Origin of the sequence: Streptomyces carminius, assembly GCF_002794255.1 — a bacterium.
GTDB lineage: Bacteria > Actinomycetota > Actinomycetes > Streptomycetales > Streptomycetaceae > Streptomyces > Streptomyces carminius.
The window spans coordinates 55618-73931 of record NZ_PGGW01000067.1 but is presented as its reverse complement, the minus strand read 5'-3'; the positions used below and the strand labels follow the sequence as shown (position 1 = coordinate 73931).

18 protein-coding genes are annotated in these 18314 nt (G+C 74.3%); 12 read left to right on the top strand and 6 right to left on the bottom strand.

From position 1 onward, the window contains the following. Position 1: 1 nt before the first annotated feature. Genes CUT44_RS24660 through CUT44_RS24650 form a run of 3 tightly spaced genes read right to left on the bottom strand, consistent with a single transcriptional unit; the run spans position 2 to position 2354 of the window. Positions 2-1162, bottom strand: coding sequence for an acyl-CoA dehydrogenase family protein (locus tag CUT44_RS24660; protein ID WP_233221637.1), 1161 nt, complete (start codon positions 1160-1162; stop codon positions 2-4). After that, the gene (locus CUT44_RS24655) at positions 1159-1419 is read right to left on the bottom strand and encodes an acyl carrier protein (protein WP_100204140.1); all 261 of its coding nucleotides are present in this window, start codon (positions 1417-1419) and stop codon (positions 1159-1161) included. Before CUT44_RS24655 ends, CUT44_RS24660 begins: the two co-directional genes overlap by 4 nt. Before the next feature lie 53 nt (positions 1420-1472). After that, a complete protein-coding gene (locus CUT44_RS24650; RefSeq protein WP_100204139.1) occupies positions 1473-2354 on the bottom strand; it encodes a hypothetical protein in 882 nt (293 codons plus the stop codon). Positions 2355-2646: 292 nt separating this feature from the next. Here CUT44_RS24650 and CUT44_RS24645 point away from each other — a divergent pair, with 292 nt between their 5' ends. The 9 genes from CUT44_RS24645 to CUT44_RS24605 all read left to right on the top strand — a co-directional run bounded on the left by CUT44_RS24645 (position 2647) and on the right by CUT44_RS24605 (position 13696). Then, on the top strand, positions 2647-4023 hold the full coding sequence (locus CUT44_RS24645) for a KamA family radical SAM protein (protein WP_100204138.1): 1377 nt from the start codon (positions 2647-2649) through the stop codon (positions 4021-4023). Continuing rightward, positions 4020-5324: a pyridoxal phosphate-dependent aminotransferase gene (locus CUT44_RS24640; protein ID WP_233221636.1), complete on the top strand. Its 1305-nt coding sequence runs from the start codon at positions 4020-4022 to the stop codon at positions 5322-5324. Before CUT44_RS24645 ends, CUT44_RS24640 begins: the two co-directional genes overlap by 4 nt. Continuing rightward, positions 5321-6727, top strand: a complete 1407-nt coding sequence (locus CUT44_RS24635; protein WP_233221635.1) for an acyl-CoA dehydrogenase family protein — start codon at positions 5321-5323, stop codon at positions 6725-6727. Before CUT44_RS24640 ends, CUT44_RS24635 begins: the two co-directional genes overlap by 4 nt. 55 nt (positions 6728-6782) lie before the next feature. Further along, a complete protein-coding gene (locus CUT44_RS24630) occupies positions 6783-7760 on the top strand; it encodes an NAD-dependent epimerase/dehydratase family protein (RefSeq protein ID WP_100204137.1) in 978 nt (325 codons plus the stop codon). Positions 7761-7776: 16 nt separating this feature from the next. Beyond that, on the top strand, positions 7777-9036 hold the full coding sequence (locus tag CUT44_RS24625) for a nucleotide sugar dehydrogenase (protein ID WP_100204136.1): 1260 nt from the start codon (positions 7777-7779) through the stop codon (positions 9034-9036). A gap of 53 nt (positions 9037-9089) precedes the next feature. Continuing rightward, positions 9090-9749, top strand: coding sequence for a PIG-L deacetylase family protein (locus tag CUT44_RS24620; protein ID WP_233221634.1), 660 nt, complete (start codon positions 9090-9092; stop codon positions 9747-9749). A 404-nt stretch (positions 9750-10153) separates the two neighbouring features. Continuing rightward, the gene (gene hmgA / locus CUT44_RS24615) at positions 10154-11491 is read left to right on the top strand and encodes a homogentisate 1,2-dioxygenase (protein ID WP_100204134.1); all 1338 of its coding nucleotides are present in this window, start codon (positions 10154-10156) and stop codon (positions 11489-11491) included. A gap of 117 nt (positions 11492-11608) precedes the next feature. Then, a complete protein-coding gene (locus CUT44_RS24610) occupies positions 11609-12358 on the top strand; it encodes a GntR family transcriptional regulator (RefSeq protein ID WP_100204436.1) in 750 nt (249 codons plus the stop codon). Between the two features lie 132 nt (positions 12359-12490). After that, positions 12491-13696, top strand: a complete 1206-nt coding sequence (locus CUT44_RS24605; RefSeq protein ID WP_158239673.1) for a type ISP restriction/modification enzyme — start codon at positions 12491-12493, stop codon at positions 13694-13696. A gap of 125 nt (positions 13697-13821) precedes the next feature. Here the strand turns inward: CUT44_RS24605 and CUT44_RS24600 are convergent, their stop codons facing one another. Next, entirely contained in the window at positions 13822-14088 is a 267-nt protein-coding gene (locus CUT44_RS24600) for a hypothetical protein (protein WP_100204132.1), read from the bottom strand. Positions 14089-14255: 167 nt separating this feature from the next. Here CUT44_RS24600 and CUT44_RS24595 point away from each other — a divergent pair, with 167 nt between their 5' ends. The 3 genes from CUT44_RS24595 to CUT44_RS24585 all read left to right on the top strand — a co-directional run bounded on the left by CUT44_RS24595 (position 14256) and on the right by CUT44_RS24585 (position 17250). Next, positions 14256-15389 carry a serine/threonine-protein kinase gene (locus CUT44_RS24595; RefSeq protein ID WP_100204131.1) on the top strand — a complete coding sequence of 378 codons (1134 nt, stop codon included), beginning with the start codon at positions 14256-14258 and terminating at the stop codon, positions 15387-15389. 173 nt (positions 15390-15562) lie between these two features. After that, complete coding sequence (locus tag CUT44_RS24590; protein ID WP_100204435.1) at positions 15563-16657, top strand: DUF5925 domain-containing protein; 1095 nt, start codon at positions 15563-15565, stop codon at positions 16655-16657. Continuing rightward, entirely contained in the window at positions 16654-17250 is a 597-nt protein-coding gene (locus CUT44_RS24585) for an NADAR family protein (RefSeq protein WP_233221633.1), read from the top strand. The genes CUT44_RS24590 and CUT44_RS24585 overlap by 4 nt, the downstream gene beginning before the upstream one ends. Positions 17251-17290: 40 nt before the next feature. On the opposite strand, the gene CUT44_RS24580 is transcribed toward CUT44_RS24585, so the two are convergent. Beyond that, complete coding sequence (locus tag CUT44_RS24580; RefSeq protein WP_100204130.1) at positions 17291-17671, bottom strand: GntR family transcriptional regulator; 381 nt, start codon at positions 17669-17671, stop codon at positions 17291-17293. A 127-nt stretch (positions 17672-17798) separates the two neighbouring features. Continuing rightward, on the bottom strand, positions 17799-18257 hold the full coding sequence (locus CUT44_RS24575) for a MarR family winged helix-turn-helix transcriptional regulator (RefSeq protein WP_100204129.1): 459 nt from the start codon (positions 18255-18257) through the stop codon (positions 17799-17801). Positions 18258-18314 lie beyond the last annotated feature (57 nt).

Below are 18314 nucleotides of genomic sequence, written 5' to 3'. Positions count from 1 at the left end.
ATCAGATCGCCAGTTCCGCCAGGACGGAGTCGGCCGCGTCACCCACCACCGACAGCACGACCTCCGTGGTGCCGCCGCCGATGCCGAACAGCGCCGCCTGCGCCCGCAGCCGCTGCGCCCCCGTGACGGCGAAGCCCTCGGCGCCCTGGAGGTGGGCGCACTCGGTGAGCACCCGTTCCACCGTGGCGGCGGCGCTGCTCTTCAGGAGGGCCGCCGCCGTGGTGTCGTGCCGCGTGGCGACGCGGTCGGCCAGCTCCCCGGTGAGCGCGTGCAGCTGCCGCACCTGCACCAGGCAGGCGGCGAAGCGCTGCCGGACGCTCTCCAGGTGCCACAGCGAGCCGTCGCCCACCGGCCGGGCCATCAGACGCCGTTTGGTGTCCGCCAGCACCCGTCCGCACAGCGCGGTTCCCCACAGCGCGCCCGCCAGCCGTTCGACCGCGATGTGCGCGGCGAAGCCGGCCAGGCCCATCCCGGGGCGTCCAACGAGGTGGGCGCGCGGCAGCCGGACCCGCTCCAGCCGGAGGTGGCCGGTGCCGGAGCCGTCGAACAGGTCGGTGTCGGCCCGCTCGACGGTGACGCCCGGCGCGTCCGCCGGGACGAGCACCCAGGTGAAGCTGGTGAAGTGGCGGCCCGGCCGGTGCCTGGCGAGCACCAGGGCGTACTCGCACCAGGTCGCGTTGGTGATCCACCGCTTGACCCCGTCGACCTCCACCTCGGTGTCCCCCAGGCTCACCCGCGTGCCCAGCGCGGCGAGGTCGCACCCGGGCGACTCGTCCGTCGCGGCGAGTGCCACGGTGCGGGCGCCGTCGAGAGCGGCCCCGGCCGTCCTCCCCGCCGGGCCCGGTCCGCGCGCCGCGGCCAGCAGGGGTACGGCGGTGGCCAGCTGGACGCAGGACGCCAGGGTCGAGCCGATGCCGACGTGCGCGTCCGCTGCGGCGAGCAGCGCGCCGAGCCGGGCCGGTACCACTCCCGCCGCCGGATCACCGGCCCGGTAGACCCCGCGGAGCAGCCCGGCCGACCCCAGCGCGGCCCACACCCGCCGACCGTCCGCGTCCCGCGGGAGGGCGCCGAGCACGTCCGCCAGGGCCCCCGCGAACTCCTCCCGGCCCGGGTCCGCCGCCGGAGGTGCCGGCCGCACGCCGTTTCCGGCCGCCGTGCTCACGCGGTCTCCGGGGCGGTACCGGTCGCGGCGCGGGCGGCGCTCACGGCCCGCCACAGGCTTCCCGCGGTGGCGAACGTGGCGTCGTTGAGGTCCTCGTCGGGCAGGGAGACCCCGAGGACGTCCTCGATGGCGAACAGCAGGTCGATCGACCTCATGGAGTCCAGGCCGAGGTCGCGCAGCGGTGAATCGGCGGTGAGCGGCCGGTCGTTGAGGAATTGCAGGTGTGATCCGACCAGTTCGACGAATTTCGGGTCCACGGGGATGAGTCCCTCCCAGAGACGGCTTCTGCGGTCTTCGCGGGTTCCGGGTCCTACGGGTTCGCGGCGGCCCGCGCCCCGCCGAAGACCTCGCTGTCGGCAGCCAGCGCGGCGGCCAGCCGGGTCAGCAGCGCATCGGTGCCGGCCCCGCCCCGGTGCAGCCGCCGCAGCGTGATGAACGCCTGCACCGCGAGCTCGTTCCACTGGCGCACGTGCGCCTCCACCTCCGGCCCGGCCGGTCCGCCCGACCGGTCGCGGTACGCGGCGTGCAGTCCACGCGACCGGGCCAGCAGCCAGGTCTCCACGGTCAGCTGCTCCACCGCCCTCCCGGGATCGGGGCACTGCTCGTAGGCGGCCAGGTAGGCCGACGGCGGATCGACGTCGACGGCGGGGGCGGCCCGCGGCACGCCGCCGGCCGCCGGGGCGAAGCGCACCGCGCTCTGCACGCGAGGCAGTTCGTCCCAGCCGACCGTCCACCGGCCCGGAACGGCCGGCCCCCAGCGCGTCTCGTTGTGGTAGGCGTCGGTGACCAGGGCCCGGTCGCCGGAGCGCCGGACCAGGAAGCTGTGCGCCATGTGGCGCTTGCCGGCGTACGGCAGCCAGGGCATCCCGTAGGCGTCCCCCACCGCGTACACCGTGCCACCGTCCCCGGCCAGCTCGGCGGTCCCGGCGCCGGACAAGTCGGTCGCCGCCTCCCGCACCGTCAGACCGAGCCGGGCGACGCACTCCTCGACCTGCTGCGCCACGGGCGGTTCGACCGTGGGCAGCGCCGTCTCCGGGAGCCGTCCAGGCCGGAAGCGGAGCACCGCGCCCAGCACGAGGTGGCTGTCCGGTCCGTGGTACCGGTCGGCCAGTACGGCGAGGTTGACCTGAATGCAGTCCAGCAGCTCCGTCCGCACCGTGGACGGGATGGTGGACGGGGTGGTTGTCGGCATCTGGCGCCTCCGCCTCCTCCGGCTGACGTCTTCTCCGGGCGCTGCGGGAAAACGGCGCCGGCGAAACAGAATGGACCGGGAATCCATCGCGGGGGAACGCGACGGGGCCCGGCTTTCCCTCATGCTATTGCCGCCGGGTAATCCGGGGTCAAGCGGCGCGGCAAGCGGGGCCATAGCGGATTTTTATGGGGGCATAAAGCCGGTCGTTGGGCGGGTGCGCGCAAGCTGTGGCGCGGGACCGCGGACAGGTCCTAATGTGAGAACACCTGCCACGAAACCGGAGGAAGGTCTCATGTCCCTAATGGTCCGCAGCCCCGTGGAAACAGAACGTTTTCGCGCATGGGGACCGCATCAACTGGACGAGATCGCGGCTCGGTATGGAATACCTCCGGACCTCCAGGAATCCATACGCCTCGTTTCACGGGTCCTTCCCTTCCGAGTCAACGAATACGTCCTGTCCCATCTGATCGACTGGTCGGACGTGCCGGACGACCCGATGTTCCAGCTGGTCTTCCCGCAGCTGGAGATGTTGCGGGAACAGGACCGGCGGAGCCTGGTCCGGCTGACCGGCACCGACACCCGGCGGTCCGACGCCCGGGCCGCGGTGCGGCGGATCCGGGAGCGGCTCAATCCGCACCCCTCGGGGCAGCGGGAGTACAACGTGCCCAGCCTCGACGGCGAGCGGCTGTCCGGCCTCCAGCACAAGTACCGCGAGACGGTGCTGTACTTCCCCGGACACGGCCAGACCTGCCACGCCTACTGCACCTACTGCTTCCGCTGGGCGCAGTTCGTCGGCGAGCCCGGTCTGCGGTTCGCCGCTCGCGGACCGACGGGGCTGATCGCCTATCTGCACCGGCATCCGGAGGTGTCCGACGTCCTGGTCACCGGAGGCGACCCGATGGTGATGTCGACCGAGCGGCTGCGCTCCCACCTGGAGCCGCTGCTGGACGTGGAGACCGTGCGGACGATCCGCATCGGGACCAAGGCCGTCGCCTACTGGCCCCAACGGTTCGTCACCGACCGCGACGCCGACGACCTGCTCCGGTTCATGGAACGGATGACGGCCACCGGACGCCAGGTCGCCGTGATGGCCCACTTCAGCCACCCCCGCGAGCTCGGCACCGGCACGGCCCGCCGGGCCCTGGCACGGATCCTGTCCACCGGGGCCGTGGTGTACTGCCAGGCGCCGCTCATCGCCCACGTCAACGACCGGGCGGCGACGTGGAACGAGCTGTGGCGCACCGAACTGGCGGCGGGAGCGGTCCCGTACTACATGTTCGTCGAGCGCGACACCGGACCGCACGGTTACTTCCGGGTCCCGCTGGCCCGGGCCGTGTCGGTCTTCCAGGACGCCTACCGGCTCCTGCCGGGACTGGCCCGCACCGTACGCGGGCCGGTGATGTCCGCGACCCCGGGCAAGGTGGTCGTGGACGGTGTCGAGAGCGCCCCGGACGGGAAGTTCTTCAGGCTGCGGATGCTCCAGGCACGCGACCCCTCGCTCGTCGGGAGGCCGTTCCGGGCCCCCTACTCCCCCACCGCCTCGTGGCTGACGGAACTCGGCGCGGACCCCTCCACCCCGGCCGACATCGCCGCGGCGGTGCACGGCGCCGCCGGCGCCGCGCCGTCCCGCGCCGGGTCCGCGGGACAGTGGCGAGAGGAGCACCGGTGACCGGCCCCGGCGCGGCAGTTCCCGCCGCCCCCCGTCAGCTGTCGCCCAACCTGGCCCTCAACGAACTCGTCGAGCGGCGCAGGGCGGCCGGCGACTCCCTGGTCCACCTCGGGTTCGGCGAGGCCCGGCTGCCCGCCTTCGCCCCCCTGACGGCACGGCTCACCGCCGGCGCGCACCGCAACGCCTACGGCCCGGTCGCCGGCGCCGCGCCGGTGCGGGAGGCCGTGGCGGGCTACTTCGCCCGGCGCCGGATGCCCACCGATTCCGATCAGGTGGTCGTCGGCCCCGGCAGCAAGCCCCTGCTGACGGCGCTGCAGTTCGCCGTCCCCGGCGACGTGCTGGTCCCCCGTCCCTGCTGGAACTCCTACGCCCCACAGGTGCGGCTGGCGGGCAAGAAGGCGTTCGGCGTGCCGATCCCCGCCGAGTGCGGCGGCGTGCCCGAGCCGGACGCCCTGCGCAGGACCCTGCACGCGGCCCGGGCGGCCGGTCATGATCCGCGCGTCGTGGTGCTGACCCTGCCGGACAACCCGACCGGCACCCTGGCTCCTCCGCGTCTGGTGCGGGAAGTCTGCGCGGTGGCCGAGGAGGAGGACCTCCTGGTGGTCTCCGACGAGATCTACCGGGACACCGTGCACGACCCGGCCACCACGCTGCTCGGCCCGGCCGAGGTGGCGCCCGGGCGCACCGTGGTCACCACCGGCCTGTCGAAGAGCCTGGCGATCGGCGGCTGGCGCATCGGGGCCGTCCGGTTCCCCGCCGGCTCCCTGGGTGAACGGATCCGTGCGGAGGTCCTCTCCGTGGCCAGCGACATGTGGTCCGCCCTGGCGGGTCCGATGCAGGAGGTCGCGGAGTACGCGTTCGGGGAGCCCCCCGAGATCCGTCGGCATCTGGCCGCCTGCGCCCGGCTGCACGGCGCGGTGGCGCGCGCGGTCCACCGGGCCGCCGTGGGCGCGTCGGCCCGCTGCCGGCCGCCGACCGCCGGCTTCTACGTCTACCCCGACTTCGAACCGGTCCGCGGGGAACTGGCCGCACGGGGCGTCACCGACTCCGGCTCCCTCCAGCTCCACCTGCTGGACAGGTACGGCGTCGCGGTGCTGGCCGGCCACCATCTCGGCGACAGCCACGGCGCGCTGCGCTTCAAGGCCGCGACCAGCATGTTGTACGGGGACACCCGGAAGCAGCAGGAGGCGGCCCTGGACGCCGCCGACCCGCTGCGGCTGCCGCACGTCGGCACCGTCCTCACCAGGATCGAGGAGGCCTTCCGGGGGCTGTCCTCACGGAACGCCGGGGAGGCGGCATGAGCGGCGACACGATCAGGGACGTCCGCGCGACGGTGATCAGCACGGCGGCCGAGGTGCTGGCGGTCGACAGCGGCGTACTCGCCCGCGACGGCGAGCTGCACCGGCTGCCGACGTTCAACTCCTTCCGCATGGTCGAGCTGGTGGAGCGGATCGAGGAACTGCTCGGCGTCGAGGCCGACCCCTCCGGCCTCACCCCCGAGACCCTGCGCACGGTGGACGGCTTCTGCCGGCTCTTCGAGCGGGCGGCAGGCCCGCCCGCCGACCCGGCGGCACTGCTGGAGCAGATCCGGCCCGTGGTCCGCGAACACACGGCACGGACCGACCGGGACGCCTCCTTCCCGGTGGAGGCACTGGAGGCACTGCGCCGCAGCGGTCTGCTCGGCCTGCTCGTCCCGGTGCGGTACGGCGGTCTGGGCGGCACGACGTCCGACATGCTCGCAGTCGCGGGCGGACTGTCCCGCGAGTGCGTGTCGGTCGGGATGATCTACGCGATGCACTGCCAGCAGGTCGCGGCGCTGACCGGGCACGCGTCGGAGGAACTGCGGGCGGCGCTGCTGCCCCGGGTGGCCCGGGGCGAGCTCTACGTGGGCTCGGTCACCACCGAGCCGGGCAAGGGCGGCCACCTGCTGACCTCGGCCTCGCCGCTGGGCAGCGACGCGTCGGTGCTGCGTCTGGAGCGGATGGCACCGGTCGTCACCGGCGGTGCCCACGCCGACGGCTTCCTCGTCTCGATGGCCGCTCCCGACGCGACCTCACCGAACCGGGTGTCGCTGGTGTACGCCGACCGGGACCAACTGGAGATCACCGTCACCGGCGGCTGGAACCCGCTGGGCATGCGCGCCACGCACAGCGTCCCGATGCGGCTGGCCGGCGACGTCCCGGCGCACCAGGTGGTGGGCGGGCCCGGCGGGTTCCGCGACATCGTGCTGCGCACCTTCGCACCCCTGGCCCACGTGGGCTGGGCCGCCTGCTGGCTGGGTGCCGCCGATGGCGCCCTGGCCCGGGTGGTGCGGTTGCTGCGCGCGGAGCGGGACCGCCGCGACCTGGGGTCGGAGCTGCTGCTGCGGCGGCTGTCCCGGGCCCGCCAGCACCTGGACACGGTGCACGCCGTGCTGCGGCACGCGACCGGGGTGCTGGGGGACCCGGCGACCGACGTGACGTCCCCGCCGGTGCAGCTCCTCCTGAACGCGGTGAAGCTGACCGCCTCCGAGAAGTGCCCCGCCGCCGTGGACGAACTGATCGAGCTCACCGGCATGTTCCACGGCTATCTGCGCGACTCCCCCCTGGCCCTCGAACGCACCCTGCGGGATCTGCGCTCGGCCCCGCTGAACTACAGCAACGACCGTCTGCACGCGGCGGACGGTGCGCTGGTCCTCATGGACCGGGACGTCCGCCACGCCTGACGGCTCCGAGAAGCCCCGGAGAGTCCCCCGAGGAAACCCCGAGCAAGGAGCGACCATGAGATACCTGATCACCGGGGGAGCCGGGTTCATCGGCTCCCGTCTCGGCGAGGCCCTCCTCGCCGGCGGGCATTCGCTGCTGGTGCTCGACGACCTGTCGACGGGAAGCCCGCCCGGCGCCCCGGCCGCCGCGTACGGCGAGCGGTACACCTTCGTCCGGGGGAGCGTGCTGGACCGGGGCCTGGTGGACGAGCTGGTCGAGCAGTGCGACGCCGTGGTGCACCTGGCAGCGGCAGTCGGCGTCCGGCTGGTCGTCGAACGGACGCTGCGGTCGTTGGCCACCAACGTGCTGGGCACGGAGGCGGTGGCCCGGGCCGCCCACCGGTTCGGCAGGAGGCTGCTGCTGGCCAGTACGAGCGAGATCTACGGCAAGAACGCGGACGTGCCGCTGCGGGAGGACTCCGACCGGATCCTCGGCAGCCCCGAAGTGGCGCGGTGGTCCTACAGCGAGGCGAAGGCAGTCGACGAGTCCCTGGTCAACGCCTACCACCGGGAGCACGGCCTGGAGTCGGTCGTCGTGCGCTTCTTCAACACCGTCGGCCCCGGGCAGAGTCCCGCGTACGGGATGGTGATTCCCCGGCTCGTCCGCCAGGCGGTGGAGGACCGTCCCCTCACCGTCTACGGGAACGGCCTGCAGACGCGTTGCTTCATGCATGTCGACGACGCGGTGGAAGGAGTCCTCCGGCTGTTGGAGGACGAGCGCTCGATCGGCGGGACGTTCAATCTCGGATCCTCCGAGGAGATCAGCGTCCTCGGCCTCGGGAGGCGCGTCATCGAACTCACCGGGTCGAACTCGGAGATCACCTTCGTACCTCATGAGGAAGCCTACGGAAAACATTCGGAAGAACCGCTGCGCCGCGTGCCGGACACGACCCGGGTGAGGAAGCTGACGGGCTGGCGGCCGAGGCGATCGCTGGACGACGTGCTGCGGGACGTGATCTCGGAGGTCCGCGTCGGCTCCGTCGTCGCCGGCTAGTCCCTAGGAGGAATTCGTGACATACGATTACGCGGTAGTGGGGCTCGGTTATGTGGGCATGCCCCTGGCCAGGGCTGCGGCCGCGGTCGGCGGCCGCGTCGTCGGGTTCGACGTGGCGGCGCACCGGGTGGAGATGCTCAACACCGGGCGGTCACCCGTCGACACGGTGTCCGACGCCGAGCTGGCCGTGATGCTGGAACAGGGGTTCACGGCGACGACCGACCCGGCGGTGCTGGCCGCCAGCGACACGATCGTCATCTGCGTACCCACCCCGCTGGACGGCGACCACCGGCCCAATCTCGGCCAGGTGTGCGCCGCCGCGGAGACCGTCGGAGCGCACCTGCGCGCGGGCACCCTGGTCGTCCTGGAGTCCACGATCTGGCCGGGAGCCACCGAGGGCGTGGTGCTGCCCATCCTGGAGCGGTCCGGTCTCAGGGCGGGCAGGGACTTCGGCCTGGCCTACTCCCCGGAGCGGATCGACCCGGGGAATCCGCACTACGGGGTGCAGAACACCCCGAAGCTGGTCGCGGGGTACACCCGGGCCTGCGGGGACCGGGCGGCGGCGTTCTACGGAAAGTTCGTCGCCGAGGTCGTCCCGGTCTCCGGGATCCGCGAGGCGGAGCTGTCCAAGCTGCTGGAGAACACCTACCGGAGCGTCAACATCGCGCTCGTGAACGAGATGGCGATGTTCTGCGACGAGCTGGACATCGACCTGTGGGAGTCGATCGAGGCGGCGGCCACCAAGCCGTTCGGGTTCGAGCGCTTCCTGCCCGGCCCCGGGGTCGGCGGTCACTGCATACCCGTCGATCCGGTCTACCTCGCGCACACGGCCCGCGGCCTGGGCCGTCCCTTCCGGCTCGTCGAGCTGGCCGTGGAGGTCAACGAGCGGATGCCCGGGCACGTGTTCAGCCGGATCCAGCACACGCTGAACACCGTGGGCAGGTGCACCAACGGTGCGCGCGTCCTCCTCGTCGGCGTGACGTACAAGCCCGACGTGTCGGATGTGCGGGAGACCCCCGCGGTCCCGCTCGCCCGCGCTCTGCGCCGGGCCGGCGCGCACGTCGTCTTCACCGATCCCCTGATCGGGGAATGGGTGGTGGACGGCGAGCCGGTCGACAGGGAGGAGGATCTGGCGGCGGCGGCCGCCTCGTGCGACATCGCCGTGCTCCTCCAGCCGCACCGGACGCTGGACCTGCGCGACATCACGGCGGGTGGCTGCCCGGTCCTGGACACCAGAGGAGTCATGCCGGCAGACCCTCGGGTCAGTCGGCTGTAAGGCCCCACGGACACCGCCCAGCGGAACGGGAGAGCGCATTGCGAAGGCTACTTGTGGTTGTCGCGCACGGGGACGACGAGACCCTCGGGGCGGGCGCCACCCTGGCACGGCTGAGCGACGCCGGCGTCCGCGTCCGGCTGTGCGTACTGACCGACGACGACGGTTCCCGGCACCGCAGTCCGCACCGGGCCGCCAACCGGTCACTGGCGGTCAAGGAGGCCGCCCGGATCCTGGGCATCGCCGAAGTCGCCGTACACGGCCACGGCGACAACCGGCTCGACCGGGTCGGCCAGCTGGAGCTCAACAGGCTCGTCGAGGACGAGATCCGGGCCTTCGACCCGGACACCGTCCTCACCTCCAGCCTGGCCGACCTCAACCGGGACCACCGGCTGGTGAGCTCGGCGGTCCGGGTGGCGGCCCGGCCCGGGCGCAGCGATGTCGGCGAGATCCGCTGCTTCGAGGTCAGGTCGGCAACCGACTGGGGGGAGGCGTCCGGCATCCGGCCGTCCTTCTCCCCGAACTGCTGGCAGGCCGTCTCCGAGGAGCACCTGGAGCGCAAACTGGCCGCGCTGCGCGCCTACGGCCAGGAGGTCGAACCGTGGCCGCTGCCCCGGAGCGAGGGGGGTGTCAGAGCGCTCGCCGCGTACCGGGGCTCGCAGGTGGCGGTCCCGCTCGCCGAGGCGTTCGAGACACCGAGGGTCGTCCACGTGTAGCGACCCGGTGCACCGCCCGCGGCGGGCGGTGCACCGGGTCGCTACGGGAAGACCGCCGGCGCCCACCCGCCGCGTCCGGCCGGTGACCAGCGCGCCCGGACCCAGCCCTCCCGGAGCGGACGTGCCCGGCGAGCGCCGGCAGGTCGCGGGCGGGGCCGCAGACGCCGTGGACACGGCCGGACGGGACGGGTGTGCGAAGCGGAGGATCCCCGGCGGGGAGAAGGAGGCCCTCGGCTCCTTGCCGCCGATGCCGACGACGGTGGTGCGGTCGGCGGACCGGGCGGCGCCGACGGTCTCCGTGCGCCCGACGCGCTCCACGGCGGCGCCCGCGTTCCCGATTGACGCCCGCCCCCACCCATTCCTATGGTGTTCGACAGGAAACCATGGGCACCGGGAGCGTTGCTATGAGCGGCACGACGAGCGGTTTCGAGCAGGCGCGCAAGACCGCGGCGGGGCTGGCGTACTCCCCCGGGTTCGGGAACGAGCACAGCGGGGAGGCCGTCCCCGGAGCGCTTCCGGTGGGCCGCAACTCCCCGCAGCGCGCTCCCCTGGGGCTCTACGCCGAGCAGCTCAGCGGTACCGCCTTCACCGAGCCCCGCGCCCACAACCGCCGCTCCTGGCTGTACCGCATCCGCCCCTCGGCCGCCCATCCGCGCCTGGTCCGCACCGGGAACGGGAGCCTGCGCGGCGCCCCCTTCGCCGAGACCGCCCCGGACCCCAACCGGCTGCGCTGGGACCCGCTGCCCGACCCCGCGCCCGGCACCGACTTCCTGGCCGGGCTGTGGACCCTGGGCGGCAACGGCGACGCCGCCCGGCGCGAGGGCGTCGCCGTCCACCTCTACGCCGCCGACGCGCCCATGGAGCGGGTGTTCGGCGACGCCGACGGCGAACTGCTGATCGTGCCCGAGCGCGGCGGACTGCTGCTGCGCACCGAGTTCGGCCTGCTGGCCGCCGCACCGGGCCAGGTGGCGCTGATCCCGCGCGGGGTGCGCTTCCGCGTCGAGCCGCTGGACCCGCTCGTGCGCGGCTACGTCTGCGAGAACATGGGCCGCCCCTTCACCCTCCCCGACCTCGGCCCCATCGGCGCCAACGGCCTGGCCAACCCCCGGGACTTCCTCGCCCCCACCGCGGCCTTCGAGGACGTCGAGGGCCCGGTGGAGGTGGTGACCAAGTTCTGCGGCGACCTGTGGACGGCCACCTGGGACCACTCGCCCCTGGACGTCGTCGCCTGGCACGGCAGCCATGTGCCGTACGTCTACGACCTGCGCCGCTTCAACGTGATCGGCAGCATCAGCTACGACCACCCCGACCCGTCGGTCTTCACCGTCCTCACCTCGCCGTCCGACACCCCGGGCCTGGCGAACGCGGACTTCGTGGTGTTCGCCCCGCGCTGGCTGGTCGGCGAGGACACCTTCCGGCCCCCCTACTTCCACCGCAACGTGATGAGCGAGTACATGGGCCTGATCGAGGGCGCCTACGACGCCAAGCGGACCGGCCCGGGCGGCTTCGTCCCCGGCGGGGGCTCACTGCACAACATGATGTCGGCGCACGGACCGGACCGGGAGACCTTCGAGCAGGCGAGCGCCGCCGAGCTCGTACCGCGGAAGGTGGACGACGGCCTCGCCTTCATGGTCGAGACCCGCTGGCCGGTGGTGCTCACCGCGCAGGCCCGCGACGCGGAGCACCTCCAGGACGGCTACGACGAGGTGTGGCAGGGGCTGGGGCGCCACTTCAGGGCCTGACGCGGCGCCCCGGCACCGCGTACGGTGATCCGCGTCGTGGCACGGCGCCGCCGTGTGCACCACCGCACCGCCCAGAAGCCGTACCGCCGCACCCCGTCAGGCCGTCCGGAGGCCGCCGTGACCGTCTTCGCCCCCGACTCGCTCGCGCTGAACCGCAAACTGCCGCTGTGGTACCAGGTCTCGCAGTCGCTGCGGGCCTCGATACTCGGCCGCTCCCCCGGCGCGCCGCTGCGCCTGCCGACCGAGGAGCGGCTCGCCGAGCACTACGGCGTCAGCGTGCTGACCATGCGCCAGGCGCTCAAGGAGCTGGAGAACGAGGGGCTGATCAGCCGGCACCGGCGGCGCGGCACGTTCATCGAGCCCGGCGCCCGCAGCGGGGCGCCGGTACGGCTGCTGGGCTCGGTGGACGCCATCGTGGCCCAGCAGTCGGGCGAGGAGACCGCCCTGCTGGGCCACGGCCCGGCACCGGTCCCCGGGGACCTGGCCGAGCACTTCCCGGATCTCTCCGAGGCGGTGTCCTACCGGCGGCTGCGCCGCGACCGGGACAGCGGCGATCCGACCAACTGGGCCGACAACCTGGTCCGTCCCGAACTCGCCGCCCGCATCGACCCGGACGACCTGGTCCGCTGGCCGATGACGAAGGTGCTGCGCGACACGGTGGGCGTACGGATCAGCCGCATCACCGACACCGTCCAGGCCCGGCTCGCCGACCCCGAGACGGCCGGGCTGCTCGACGTCCCGCTGCTCAGCCCCATCCTGCACTACACCGGCGTCACCTACGACGACACCGGCCGGGTGGTGGACGTGGCCCGCATCCGCTACCGCGGCGACCGCTTCTCGTTCTCCGTCACCGTGGAGGCGGACTGACCGCCGCCCGTACCATGCGGGCGGGGACGCGGGAGACGGGCGACAGCGGTGTACGGCGGCGGACCGACAGGGGTGAGCGACGGGGTGTGTGACGGGGCGGCGGACGGCGGGGCGCTCCCGCTCGACGAGCTGATGCCCTGGTCCGTCCGGCCGCTCCGGCCGGGCCGGGGCTGGGTGCTGGCCTCCGACCCGGCGTCCCTGCGGGCCCGCTGGGCCGCGCTGCTCCGGGCCCGGGGCGCCGAGCGCGAGAGGCTGTTCGTTCCGACCCGCGCCCGTACGACACGCTCCGCCGTGCCCCGGCTGCCCGGTCCGGCCGGAGCGGCGGCCGCGTCCACCGGGCGGCTCGACCGGGAGGACGGGCCCTGCCCGGAGCCGGTGCGGGTGCTGGCCGGGCTCCACGACCGGCAGTGGCTGATACCGGACCAGCGGCTCCTCGACGCCGCCCGGCCGGAGCTGTGGCGGGTCGCCGACGAACGGCAGATCCACCTGGTCGAGACCGCCCCCGCGCCCCGCGCACCCGTCCTGGAGGCGGTCTTCACCACGCTGCCCGCCGTCAGCGCTCCGGCACCCCCCGAGACCCGGGCGGCCCGCCCCGACCGCGTCCGGCCCCTGTACCGGCGCCCCGGCGGCCGGGAGCCCAACCTCGCCCCCGGGCTGCCCGCTCTGCTCTCCGCCCGGCTGGGCACCGCGGTGACGGCCGAGGACGTCCTCGCCTGGACCGCCGCCGCGCTGCGCCCGGGCCCCGCGGGCCCGGCCGTACCGCTCACCGCGGACCGCGCGGTGTGGGAGGAGGGCGTCGCGCTGGGCCGCCGGCTGCTGTGGATCCACACCCGGGGCACCCGCTGCGGCGACGGCACCCGGCCGCGGCTGCCGGGCGGCCGGCGCCCCTACGTACGGGCCGCCCTGCCCGGCCGGCCGGCCCCGGACGGGCTGCGCCACGACGCGGACGAGGAGGCCCTGTGGCTGGGGGACGGCCGGATAGCCCCGGTGGCACGGGCCGCCTGGGAGTTCGAGGCGGGCGGCGCGCCGGTGCTCCGGGAGTGGTTCGCCCGCCGTACGGCACCGGCCGGGCCCGGCACGCTGGAGGCGGTGCGGCCCGCCCGCTGGCCGGCGGAGTGGACCTCCGAGCTGCTGGAGCTGATCACCGTGCTCACCCTCCTCGACCGGCTGAGCGGTCCGCGGGAGGAACTCGCCCGGCGGCTGGCCGGCGCTCCCGCGATCGGCACCGCGGAGCTGCGCGCGGCCGGGGTGCTCCCGGTGCCGCCGGGCGCCCGGCGGCCGGCGTCCGTCCTGGACCACCCCGAGGAGGGCCCGGAGGGACAGCTCGCCCTGCTCTGAGCTCTGCTCCGGGCTCTGCTCCGGCCGGTCGGCACCCGTGCCACCGGGGACGGCGGTACACGGGCAGCACTCAGGGCCGGGCGTCGCCGCCCGGCCCTCGGTGGGAAGTCAGGATCGGCGCGCGGTCAGGCGCGCCCGCCGAAGATGGAGCGCCGCAGCCGCCGCAGCGGTGCGAACAGCGACACCCTGGCACTCCGGTTCCCCGACCGGGTGCGTGCGGTGTCGCGCGTGGTCAGCTCGCGCATGAGCGTGGTGGCCTCCGCCGTGTCATCCTGGGGGACGGCGGGACCGGCCAGCACGCTCAGGTGCCGGTCCAGGCGCGAACTGGTCGCACCGCTCCCGCACTGGATCGCAGGGACTCGTGCCCTGCTGCGCACCGTTATCTGTTCCATGACTCTCCCCACCCATACGAGGGCTCCCGGCCCGGGCAGGGTAACCCTATCTCCCGACCGTGACCCACGGGTATTCCGGTCATCGGATTCAGCTTCCCCGCAAGGGGATTGACGAACACAGTACGAGACATCAGCATCCGATCACGCCAGGGGACGGGGGACACGCGATGGACACGGAACGGCTGCTGGCCGACCGGTACCGCCTCACCGCCGAGTTGGGCCGCGGCGAGGTGGGCGTGGTGTGGCAGGCGCACGACGAGGCGCTGGGCAGGCAGGTCGCGGTCAAGGAGATCCGGGCGGCCGAGGAGCTCGCCCCGGACGAGGTCCGGCGGCTGTACACCCGCCTGGAACAGGAGGCCATGACCGCCGGCCGCATCTCGCACCGCAACGCCACCACCGTGCACAACGTGGTGGTCGAGGACGGCCGCCTGTGGATCGTGATGGAACTGGTACGGGGGCTGTCCCTGAAGGACGTGCTGGCCGCGGAGGGATCGGTGTCCCCGGCCCGCGCCGCGCGGATCGGGGCGGAGGCGGCCTCGGCACTGCGCAACGCGCACGAGGCGGGGATCTGGCACCGCGACATCAAGCCCGCCAACATCCTGCTGGGCAATGGGGGCACCTCCCGTGCCGAAGGCCGAGGGGGAAACCGGGTGGTGCTCACCGACTTCGGCATCTCGCTGGTGAAGGCCGACACCGTGCACGCCCGGACCGGGGAGCCGGTCGGTGCTCCGGAGTTCACCGCGCCCGAGTGCGCCCGGGGCGCCGCGCCCGGACCGGCCTCGGACATGTGGTCGCTGGGCGTCCTGCTGTACCTGGCCGCGACGGGCGTCTCCCCGTTCCGCCGCGACACCGCGGCGAAGACCCTGCGGGCCCTGGCCTCGTACACCGACGCCGACCTGCCGCCGGTACGGGAGGCGGGCCCGCTGGCGGCGGTGCTGGAGGGGCTGCTGCGGGCGGATCCCGAAGAGCGCCCGACGGCCGCCGCCGTCGAGCGGCTGCTGTGGGTGGCCGCGGCCGGGGGCACTCCGCGCCCCGCCCCGGGGCCGTCCGCGGACCGCGCCGACCGCACCGGGGAGTCCCCCCGGTCCGCGCCCTCCGGGGATCCGGCGGACGACGGGGGCGCCGGGCCCGACGCCGGCCGGCGTCGGGCACCGGCCGACGCGCCCGGGCCGCCGGCCGGTTCCGGGTCCGCGCCGTCCGCCCCGGGGGGCGACCGGGGGCCGTGGGTGCTGCCGGTGACCATCCTGGTGGTGCTGGTGGCGCTGCTGGCGGCCCTCGCGGCGGCCGTCGCGGCCCGGTAGCGGCGGGCCGGCCGGCGGGGCACGGAACGGGGACGTCCCGGAAAACCCGCGTGCGCGCGGCGCGGTGGTGCCGGATCATGAGGCCCATGTGTGCCGACCATCCCGCCCGGCCGACCGAGGAAACCCTGCCCGTCCGTCCGCCCACCCGCCCCTCCGCCCACCTCCCCTCCCGGCTGTCCGCGCAGCTCTCCTCCCGGCTGCCCGTCCGGCTGGGCATCGACGACAGCGACTCCCCCTCCGACGTGATCGACGCCCTGTTCCTGGGTCGCTTCACCACTGGCGAACAGCCGCACGCCCACGGCCGCTCCCTGAACCGGGCCGGCAAGGGGCTGTCCCTGCTGCCGCCGGACGCGCTGGTGCTGCGCTCGGCGCGCGACGGCGGACGGGAGACGGTCCTCGCCGAGGGCGAGGGCTGGACGGTGCTGGTCTCCCGCTGGAACCAGGGCGTCGACGTGACGGTGACGGCCGTCAGCGAGGAACTGGCCGAACGGACGCTGCGGGCGGCCCTGGACGGCGCCGACGAGGAGCCGGAGCCCGCGCCCGAGGACGTCACCATGGGTTTCTGGTACAACTCGCCGCGCCGCGGCCCGCACCGCACCACGCGCCGGATCACGGCCGGGAGCTGGGAGGAGATCCGCGGCAACTACCCGGCCCCGGTCGCCGAGGCCATGGACGGCCTGATGAAGACCTCCCCGGACGACATCACGGGCCGGCTGCTGCTGCTCCACGGCCCACCGGGCACCGGCAAGACCTCGGCCCTGCGCACCCTGGCCCGTTCCTGGCGGGACTGGTGCCAGGTGGACTGCGTACTCGACCCGGAGCGGCTGTTCAACGAGGTCGGCTACCTCATGGACATCGCCGTCGGCCAGGAGGACGACGGTCCGGACGGCAAGCGCTGGCGGCTGCTTCTCCTGGAGGACTGCGACGAGCTGATCCGCGGCGAGGCCAAGCACGCGACCGGCCAGGCACTGTCGAGGCTGCTGAACCTCACCGACGGGCTGCTGGGCCAGGGCCGCAACATCCTGGTCGGCCTGACCACCAACGAGGACCTGGAACGGCTGCATCCGGCGGTGGTTCGGCCCGGCCGCTGCCTGGCCCGGATCGAGGCCGGCCCGCTGACCCGTGCCGAGGCGGTGCGGTGGCTGGGCCGGGAGGAGGGCGTCGGCCGGGACGGCGCGACGCTGGCCGAGCTGTACGCGCTGCGCCGGGGCACCGTCCCGGCCGCGGTGTCCGGGCCCGGTACGGCCGAACAGGGGCTGTACCTGTGACGGACCCGGCGCCCGAGCGGCGGGTGGCGGAGCTGACGGCGCGTCGGGCACGCGGCGAGCCGCTGAAGTACCTGTACTTCTGGGGGCACTCCCCCCGGCGGGGCGCTCCGGTGGGCCCGGAGTGCCTCAGCCAGTGGTGGCCCGCCCCGTTCACCGTGGCGGGTGTCGCCTACGCCACCGCAGAGCACTGGATGATGGCCGCCAAGGCGCGGCTGTTCGGGGACGGGGCGGCCGAGGAGCGGGTGCTCGCCGCGGCGGAGCCCGGTGCGGCCAAGGCCGCGGGCCGTACCGTGCGCGGCTTCGACGAGGGGGTCTGGGCCGGGCACCGCTTCGGCATCGTGGTCGAGGGGAACGTCCACAAGTTCGGGCAGCACCCGGACCTGCGCGCCTTCCTGCTCGCCACCGGGGACGCCTCCCGGGCCGGGGGGCGCCGGGGAGGCCGGGTGCTGGTGGAGGCCAGTCCGCTGGACCGGATCTGGGGCATCGGTCTGGCCGCCGACGACGAACGCGCGGCCGACCCGGCGCAATGGCGCGGGCTCAACCTGCTGGGCTTCGCCCTGATGGCGGCGCGGGAGCGGCTCGCCGCGGGCTGACCCGCGCGGGGCGGCGGAACCGGTCCGGGGTCCGGCGCGGTCAGCTCTCCGGACCGTACCCGGCGCGCAGGGCGGCCTCGACGGCGGCCAGCGCGGCGGCCCGGTCCAGGCCCAGCCGCCGGGCCCGCCGGACGTACTCCGCGGCGGCCGCGGCGGCCTCGCGGGCGGCGGCGTCCCCGGCCGCGGCCACGAAGGTGCCGTGGCGTCCCCGGGTCTCGATCACCCCGTCCGCCTCCAGGGCCCGGTACGCCTTGGCCACGGTGTTGGCCGCCAGGCCCAGCTCCCCGGCCAGCGCGCGCACGGTGGGCAGCCGGTGGCCGACCGGCAGCGCACCGCCGCGGGCCTGTTCGGCGATCTGGGCGCGGAGCTGCTCGTACGGGGCGGTGGGGGCGTCCGGGTCCACGGTGATCCTCAGGGGCACGGCACATCTCCTGCTGCGGGAGGTACTCGGGGCGCCGGGCGGGGTGCCGTGGCGCGCCGACGATTCTGCACCAATCCCCCGCCGGTTTCCGCCGGTCCACGGCGGCCGGAACCGGGGAGGTCCGGGTTCAGCTCGGCCGCGGCCGGTGGCCGACCTTGCCGAACGCCTCGGCGAGCACGGCGAGCTGCTCGCGGTCGAGGACGTCGACGAGTACCTCGCGCACCGCCTCCACATGGCCGGGCGCGGCCTCGCGCAGTGTCTCGCGCCCGGTGTCGGTGAGCACCGCGAAGACGCCGCGGACGTCGCTGGGGCAGGCGCGGCGCCGTACCAGGCCCCGCTTCTCCAGCTGGCCGACCTGGTAGGTCAGGCCGCTCTTGGAGGCGATCAGCCGTTCGGCCAGCTCGGTCATGCGGAGTTCGCCTCCGGGGGCCGCCGCGAGGTGGACCAGGATCTCGTACTGCGGGTGGGACAGGCCCGCGTCCTGCTTGAGCTGCTGGTCCAGGCACCGGTTGACGCGGTGCCACGCCTGCAGGAAGCCCTTCCAGGCCGCCATCTCCAGCTCGTCCAGCCAACGGGGCTCGTTCATGGTGCCATTCTACGCGGTTGTTCAAATTTGAATCTAAAACTACACTCGCCGAGTCAG

Bases quoted from the DNA above. Each gene is read 5' to 3' on its own strand.
- CUT44_RS24650 (WP_100204139.1), bottom strand. From the start codon at position 2,354: ATGCCGACAACCACCCCGTCCACCATCCCGTCCACGGTGCGGACGGAG.
- CUT44_RS24645 (WP_100204138.1), top strand. From the start codon at position 2,647: ATGTCCCTAATGGTCCGCAGCCCCGTGGAAACAGAACGTTTTCGCGCA.
- CUT44_RS24635 (WP_233221635.1), top strand. From the start codon at position 5,321: ATGAGCGGCGACACGATCAGGGACGTCCGCGCGACGGTGATCAGCACG.
- CUT44_RS24630 (WP_100204137.1), top strand. From the start codon at position 6,783: ATGAGATACCTGATCACCGGGGGAGCCGGGTTCATCGGCTCCCGTCTC.
- hmgA (WP_100204134.1), top strand. From the start codon at position 10,154: ATGAGCGGCACGACGAGCGGTTTCGAGCAGGCGCGCAAGACCGCGGCG.
- CUT44_RS24605 (WP_158239673.1), top strand. From the start codon at position 12,491: ATGCCCTGGTCCGTCCGGCCGCTCCGGCCGGGCCGGGGCTGGGTGCTG.
- CUT44_RS24600 (WP_100204132.1), bottom strand. From the start codon at position 14,088: ATGGAACAGATAACGGTGCGCAGCAGGGCACGAGTCCCTGCGATCCAG.
- CUT44_RS24595 (WP_100204131.1), top strand. From the start codon at position 14,256: ATGGACACGGAACGGCTGCTGGCCGACCGGTACCGCCTCACCGCCGAG.
- CUT44_RS24575 (WP_100204129.1), bottom strand. From the start codon at position 18,257: ATGAACGAGCCCCGTTGGCTGGACGAGCTGGAGATGGCGGCCTGGAAG.